Raw genomic sequence first — 7884 nt, forward strand, 5'->3', positions numbered from 1 at the left:
CACACGCTCGAGGAGAGCCGACACCGCCATGCGTTCCCTTCCACTCGCCCTGTTGTACTACGCCGTGGTCAGTCCGGTCGGACTGGTCGCCCGGCTGTTCCACGACCCCTTGCGGCGCCGGTGGCGGCGGGAGGCCACGAGCTACTTCCAGCTGCCGGCCGGGGGGCGGTCATGACGGAGCGCGTCGAGGTCCGGCGCGCCTCGGCCGCGGCCGGGGCGGCGCTGGCCGCCGCGGCGGAGCGGCTCGGGGCGCCCGCGCCCGCCGTCCTGACGGCGGTGTTCGCCGCGCTGGCCGGCCGCTGGACCGGCGGCGAGCAGGTGTCCGTCCGGCGTGACGGCGGGTCGCCGGCCGTGCTGGACGCGGTGGCCGGACGCACCCTGGCCGGGCTGCTGGACGGCGCGGCCGGGTCCGGCTCCGCCCTGCCGGTCACCCTGGCCGCCGACGAACTCCCCGGCCTGACGCTGGAGTTGACGGTGGAGCCGACCGTGGACGGCGGCGAGCTGCGGTCCGCGGCCGGGCTGGACCCCGCGCTCTGGGGCCGCGTCACCGCCGAATCGTTTCTGCGCGCCTTCGAGCGGCTGCTGACCGGCCTCGCCGAGGCCCCGCACCGCACCGTCGGCGAACTCCCGCTGGTCGGCGAGGAGGAGAGCGCCGAACTCACCCGGACCCTCGCCCTCGGCCGCCCCGCCCACCGGGACGCGCTGACCGCCACCCTGGACGGGCTGTTCCGCGCCCGGGCCGCCGCCACCCCCGACGCCACCGCCGTCCACACCGCGACCGGCGGCCACAGCTACGCCGCACTCGACCGCTGGTCGGACGCGATCGCCGGCCGGCTGCACGCGGCCGGCGTCCGGCACCGGGACCGGGTGGCGATCTCCGCCGCCCCCGGCGCCGCCGCCGTGGCCGGACTGCTCGGCGTCCTCAAGACCGGCGCCTGCTACGTGCCGGTCACCCCGCAGACCCCGGCCGAACGCGCCCGCGCCGTCCTGGCCGACGCCGAGGTCCGGGTCCTGCTGACCGACGACGCCGACGGCACCGCCGCCCGGGCCGCCGACGGCCGCGCCGTCGTCCTGCTCGACGCGGCGCCCGACGCGCCCGGCGCCCCCCTGCCGCCGCCCCCGAGCGCGCTGCCCACCGACCTCGCCTACGTGCTCTTCACCTCCGGCAGCACCGGCCGGCCGAAGGGCGTGATGATCGAGCACCGCTCGGTCGCCCACTTCGTCCGCTCCGCGATCGAGGACTACCGGATCACCCCGGCCGACCGCTTCCTGCAGCGGGCCGCGCTCGGCTTCGACGTCTCGGTGCTGGAGATCTTCGCGACCCTGCTCGGCGGCGCCGCCCTGGTGATCGCCGAGGAGGCCGAGCGCAACGACCCGGCCCGGCTCACCGAGCTGGTCCGGCGGGCCGGCGTCACCGTCGCCGACCTGCCCCCGGCCATGCTCCCGCTGCTCGACCCGGCGGCCCTGCCCGGGCTGCGCGCGATCTCGATGGGCGGCGAGTCCACCCCCGGCCACCTGATCGGCCCGTGGTCGGCCGGCCGGACCCTGATCCACCAGTACGGCCCCACCGAGGCCACCGTCGCGGTCACCCAGCTGATCTGCGCGGGCGACTGGCACCGGCCGCCGCCGATCGGCCGGCCGCTGCCCGGCCACCAGATCGTGGTCCTCGACGACCGGCTGCGGCTGGTCCCGCGCGGGGCGGTCGGCGAACTCTGCGTCGCCGGACCGGGCCTGGCCCGCGGCTACGCCGGACGGCCCGACCTGACGGCCGAGAAGTTCGTCGCCAACCCGTACCCGGCCGGCCCCGACACCGACCGGCTGTACCGCACCGGCGACCTGGTCCGCTGGCTGGAGGACGGCGCCCTGGAGTTCCTCGGCCGGGTCGACCGCCAGCTGAACGTCCGCGGCTTCCGGATCGAGGCCGGCGAGGTCGAGGCCGTGCTGACCGGCCACCCCGCCGTCGGCCAGGCCGTGGTCACCGCCGCCCGGGCCGCCTCCGGCGCCCGGGTGCTGGCCGCCTACACGGTGGCCGCCCCCGGCGAGCGGATCGACCCGGCGGAGCTGACCGCCCACGCCGAGCGCTACCTGCCCGGCTACATGCGGCCGGTGGTGGTCGTGCTCGACCGCCTCCCGCTGACCGCCAACGGCAAGGTGGACCACCGGGCGCTGCCGGCGCCCACCGTCCGCGCCGCCGCCGCGGTCGCCCCGCGCGACATCACCGAGCAGATCGTCGCCTCGGTCTGGGCCGGCCTGCTGGGCACCCGCGACCTCGGCGTCCACGACGACTTCTTCACCCTCGGCGGCGACTCGCTGCTCGCCACCCAGGTCGCCTCCCGGCTGCGCGAGGCCTTCGAGGTGCCGGTGCCGCTGCGGCTGCTGTTCGAGCACCGCACGGTGGCCGAACTGGCGGCCGCCCTCGGCCGGGCCGGGACCGAGCAGGGCGCGCCGGTGCTCGAAGCCCGCGAGAGCGCCCCGGACGAGCCCCGGCCGCTCTCCTTCGCCCAGCGCCGGCTCTGGTTCCTCGACCAGCTGACGCCCGGGATGACCGCCTACACCATCGCCGAGGCCCACCGGCTGCGCGGCCCGGTCGACCCGGCCGTGCTGGAGACCGCGCTGCGCGACGTGCTGGAGCGGCACGAGGTGCTGCGCACCCGCTTCACCACGATCGGCGGCGAGCCGTACGCGGTGCTCGACGGCGCCGAGCGGTTCACCCTCGCGCGCACCGACCTCGGCGACCGGCCGGACCCGGCCGCGGCCGCCCGCGAGCTGGCCCGGGAGGAGGCCGGCACGCCGTTCGACCTGGAGCGCGGACCGCTGCTGCGGGCCCGGCTGGTCCGGCTCGCCGAGCAGGACCACGTGCTGCTGCTGACCGTCCACCACAGCGTCTTCGACGGCTGGTCGGTGGGCATCATGGAGCGCGACCTCGGCACCGCCTACCGCGCCCGGCTGGCCGGCGGCCGGCCGGACTGGGCCCCGCTGCCCGTCCAGTACGCCGACTTCGCCGCCTGGCAGCGGGACTGGCTGGACGACGAGGTGCTCACCGGCCAGGTCCGCTACTGGCGCGACCAGCTGGCCGACGCGCCCAGCGTGCTCGAACTGCCCACCGACCGGCCCCGGCCCGCGCTGCCGAGCTACCACGGCGGCGTGCACCGCTTCCGGCTGCCCGCCCACCTGGTCGAGCCGCTGCGGACGCTGGGCGAGGAGCACGGCGCCACCCCGTTCATGGTGCTGCTCGCGCTGTTCCAGGTGCTGCTGGCCAAGCACACCGGCGGCCGGGACATCGTGGTCGGCAGCCCGGTCTTCGGCCGGACCCGGCCCGAGGTGGAGGACCTGGTCGGGTTCTTCGTCAACTCCCTGCCGCTGCGCACCGAACTGAGCAACGACCCGACCGCCCGCGAGCTGGTCGAGGCGGTGCGGACCACCGCCCTGGAGGCGTTCAGCCACCAGGACCTGCCGTTCGAGCAGCTGGTCGAGGAGCTCGCGCCGCCCCGCGACCTCAGCCGCACCCCGGTCATCCAGGTCTGGTTCGACCTGTTCGCCTCCCGCGGCGCGCTCAGCCTGCCGGACACCCGGGTCGAGGCCTTCGACACGGGATTCGTCTCCACCCGCTTCGACCTGGAACTCCACCTGGAGGAGCACCCTTCCGGCGCGCTCGACGGCGAACTCGTCTACGCCACCGACCTGTTCGAGGACGCCGGGGTGGCCCGGCTGGCCGAGCACCTGACCCGCCTGGTGCGGGCCGTCGGCCAGGACCCGGACATCCGGCCGCTGCACGTGGACGTGCTCACCGACGCCGAACGCGGCCGGCTGCTCACCGAGTGGGCCGCGCCGGTCGGACCGTACGAGGCGGGCGCCACCGTCTCCGAGCGCTTCGAGCGGCAGGCCGCCCGCACCCCGGACGCCCCGGCCGCCGTCTCCGGCACCGGCTCCGGCTCCGGCTCCGAGACGGTCACGTACCGGGAGCTCAACGCCCGGGCCAACCGGCTGGCCGGCCTGCTGCGCGAACACGGCGCGGGCCGGGAGACCATCGTCGGACTCTGCCTGCCCCAGGGCATCACCCGGGCCGCCGCCGTGCTGGCGATCCTCAAGGCCGGCGCCGCCTACCTGCCGCTGGACCACGGACTGCCCACCGACCGGCTGGAGTTCATGGTCCGCGACGCCGGGGCGGCCTTCGTCCTGACCACCTCGGAGCTGGTCGACCGGCTCCCCGCGGACGTGCCCGCCCTGCTGGTCGACCGGCACGCGGACGACCTGGCCGGCCGGCCGGACACCGACCCCGAGCCGACCGGCCACGTCGACGACCTGATCTACGTCATCTACACCTCCGGCACCACCGGGCGGCCCAAGGGCATCGCGATGACCCACCGCCCGCTGCTCAACCTGCTGCACTGGCAGCTGGAGCGCAGCGCGGTGCCCGGGCCGACGCTCCAGTTCTCCGCGATCAACTTCGACATCTCCTTCCAGGAGCTGTTCTCCACCTGGTTCGCCGGCGGCCTGGTCGTCCTGCTCGACGAGGACCAGCGGCGCGACCCCGAGGAGATGCTGCGGGTCATGCGCGCCCACGGCACCCGCCGGCTGTTCTGCCCGCCGATGGTGCTGCAACAGCTCGCCGAGACCGCCGCCGACCCGCTGCCCCCGCTCGCCGAGATCACCACGGCCGGCGAGGAGCTGCGGCTCACCCCGGAGATCCACCGGCTGCTGGCCGGGCTGCCCGGCGTCGAGGTGGACAACCAGTACGGCCCGACCGAGGCGCACGTCATCACCGCCCACCGGCTCACCGGCAGCCCGCAGGACTGGCCGACGGCCGTCCCGGTCGGCCGCCCGGTGCCCAACACCCAGGTGTACGTGCTGGACGACGCGCTCCAGCCGGTCCCGGTGGGCGTGCCCGGCGAGGTCTGCGTGGGCGGCGACTGCCTGGCCCGCGGCTACCTGGGCCGGCCCGGCCTGACCGCCGACCGCTTCGTCCCCGACCCGTACGGGGCCCGCCACGGCGCCCGGCTGTACCGCACCGGCGACCAGGCCCGCTGGCGACCGGACGGCACGCTGGAGTTCCTCGGCCGGATCGACCACCAGGTCAAGATCCGCGGCTACCGGATCGAGCCCGGCGAGATCGAGACCGTGCTGCGCCGCCACCCCGGCGTCGCGGACGCCGCGGTGGTGCCCGTCGAGGTCGGCGGCCACCGCCACCTCGCCGGCTACCTGGTGCCCCGCGCGGAGGAGCCCGGCCGGGACGAACTCCGCGCCCACCTGCGGTCCGTGCTGCCCGAGCACATGGTGCCCGGCTACCTGGTGTTCCTGCCCGAGCTGCCGCTCACCCGGGTCGGCAAGCTCGACCGCAAGGCCCTGCCGGACCCGGTCGCCGAGGGCACCTCGCCGACCGGCGAGCAGGCCCCGGGCAACCTCCAGGAAGAGATCATCGCGGACATCTGGGCGGAGGCGCTCGGCCTGCCGGGGATCGGCGTGGAGAGCGACTTCTTCGAGCTCGGCGGCCACTCGCTGCTCGCCACCCAGGTCGTCTCCAAGGTCCGCGCGGCCTTCGAGGTCGAGCTGCCGCTGCGCACCCTGTTCGAGAACCGGACGGTGGCCGAACTGGCCCGCGCGGTCGAGGAGGCCGTGATCGCCGACATCGCCGCCATGTCCGACACCGAGGTCACCGCCGCCGTGCACGGCGCCGAACCCCAGACCGGTACGAGGAGTCACCGATGAGCACCAACCTTTCGGCCGAGCGCGAGGAACTGCTGCGCCGCCGCCTGTTCGAGCGTTCCGCGAAGAAGCGCCCCGCGCTCGCCGAGGGCCCGGAGCGCGGCGAGCACCCGGCGCTGTCCTTCGCCCAGCGCCGGCTGTGGTTCCTCGACCAGCTGCGGCCCGACGACGTCGCGTACGTGATCCCGGCCGCCTACCGGCTGCGCGGCGCGCTGGACGCCGACGCCCTGGAGCGGGCCCTGACCGGGGTGGTCGAGCGGCACGAGGTGCTGCGCACCCGGTTCGCGCTGAACGGCGACGAGCCCTACCAGCTGGTCGGGCCGGCCGCGTTCGCGCTGCGGCGGGAGGACCTCTCGGGAGCCGCCGACCCCGTCGCGGCGGCCCGGGCGGAGGCCTCCGCCGAGGCCGGCACCCCGTTCGCGCTGGAGACCGGACCGCTGCTGCGGGTGCGGCTGCTGAAGCTGGCGGCCGAGGACCACGTGCTGCTGGTCACCGTCCACCACAGCGTCTTCGACGGCGTCTCGCTCGGCCTGCTCACCCGGGAGGTCACCGCCGGCTACGCCGCGGCGCTGGCCGGCGAGCGTCCCGAGCTCCCCGAACTGCCGCTGCAGTACGCCGACTTCGCGGTCCGCCAGCGCGCCCAGCTGTCCGGCGACCGGCTCGCCCGGCACCTGCGCCAGTGGCGCGAGCAGCTGGCGGACGTCCCGCAGGTGCTGGAGCTGCCGGTGGAGAAGTCGCGCCCGCTGAACCCCAGCTTCCAGGGCCGGTCCGTCCCGTTCACGGTGCCCGCCGAGGTCACCGAGGGGCTGCGCGGCATCGCCCGGGAGCACCGGGCCAGCCTCTACATGGTCACGCTCGCCGCCTACCAGGCGGTGCTGTCCCGGCACGCCCGGGTGGACGACCTGCTGGTCGGCTCGCCGGTGGCGGGCCGGATCAGCCCGGCGGTCGAGCAGCTGATCGGCTTCTTCGTGAACACCGTGCCGCTGCGCGCCCGGCTGGCCGGCGAGCCGACCTTCGCCGAGCTGGTGGACCAGGTCCGGGAGACCGCCCTGAGCGCCTTCTCGCACCAGGAGCTGCCGATCGAGAAGCTGGTCGAGGAGCTGGCGCCGACCCGCGACCTCAGCCGCAACCCGCTGATCCAGGTCTGGTTCAACCTGCTGAACACCGAGGGCGGCGCCGAGGTCGGCGAGCTGGCGCTGGCCGGACTCGACGTGACGCAGTTCGACACCGACGGCACCACCACCCGGTTCGACGTCGAGCTGCACCTGTTCGACAACGGGACGGACGAGCTGAGCGGCGAACTCATCTACGCCACCGACCTGTTCTCCGCGGACACCGCGCGCCGGCTGGCCGGCCACTACCTGAACTTCCTCACCGCGGTGGCGGCCGACCCGGCCCAGCGGATCTCGCGGGTCCCGATCATCACCGGCGAAGAGCTCGCCCTGCTCGACCGCTGGAACGGCACCACCACGGAGGCGTCATGACCACCGAGCAGCTCGACCAGAACGGCGACGACCGCGCCCGGCTGCTCGCCCAGCGGCTGGGCCGGGCCCGGGCCGCGCAGACCCGGGGTGCCCGACAGGCCCCGTCGCGGCCCGGACCGCAGCCGCGCAGCGAGCGGCCCGCGCTCTCCTTCGCGCAGCAGCGGCTCTGGTTCCTGGACCGGCTGATCCCGGGCAACCTCGCGTACACCATGCAGGACACCGCCTACCGGTTGAAGGGTGAGCTGGACCCAGTCGCGCTGGAACGGGCCTGGCAGGCCGTCGAGGAACGGCACGAGGTGCTGCGCTCACGCTTCGGCAACGACGGCGACCAGCCCCACGTCATCGTCGACCCCGCCGGCACCATCCCCCTCGAACGCCTCGACCTGTCGGGTGCCGCCGACCCCGAGCAGGCCGCCCGCGACCACACCCAGACCCAGGCCGACCAGCCCTTCGACCTCGCCACCGGCCCCCTCACCCGCGCCCACCTCCTCCACCTCGCCCCCCAGGACCACATCCTCCTGATCACCGTCCACCACAGCATCTTCGACGGCTGGTCCATCAACGTCCTGGAGAACGACCTCACCCACGCCTACCACGCCGCCCTGGCCAACCAACCCCCCACCTGGCCCCAACTCCCCCTCCACTACACCGACTTCGCCAGCTGGCAACGCCAAACCCTCACCGGCCCCACCCTCCA

General features: G+C 75.4%; 4 protein-coding genes. All 4 read left to right on the forward strand.

All coding sequences use genetic code 11. The annotated features are described in order from the left end of the window. Positions 1-28 precede the first annotated feature (28 nt). The gene (locus tag AB0N76_RS31245; RefSeq protein ID WP_363562871.1) at positions 29-175 is read left to right on the forward strand and encodes a hypothetical protein; all 147 of its coding nucleotides are present in this window, start codon (positions 29-31) and stop codon (positions 173-175) included. After that, positions 172-5706 (forward strand): amino acid adenylation domain-containing protein, encoded by a 5535-nt coding sequence (locus AB0N76_RS31250; RefSeq protein ID WP_363562873.1) that lies wholly within the window; start codon positions 172-174, stop codon positions 5704-5706. The genes AB0N76_RS31245 and AB0N76_RS31250 overlap by 4 nt, the downstream gene beginning before the upstream one ends. Further along, complete coding sequence (locus tag AB0N76_RS31255; protein WP_363562875.1) at positions 5703-7187, forward strand: condensation domain-containing protein; 1485 nt, start codon at positions 5703-5705, stop codon at positions 7185-7187. Before AB0N76_RS31250 ends, AB0N76_RS31255 begins: the two co-directional genes overlap by 4 nt. Next, positions 7184-7884: condensation domain-containing protein (locus AB0N76_RS31260; RefSeq protein WP_363562877.1), on the forward strand; the 701-nt coding region annotated here is incomplete at its 3' end. The genes AB0N76_RS31255 and AB0N76_RS31260, both read left to right, overlap by 4 nt.

This window comes from Kitasatospora sp. NPDC093806 (genome assembly GCF_040683335.1).
GTDB lineage: Bacteria > Actinomycetota > Actinomycetes > Streptomycetales > Streptomycetaceae > Kitasatospora.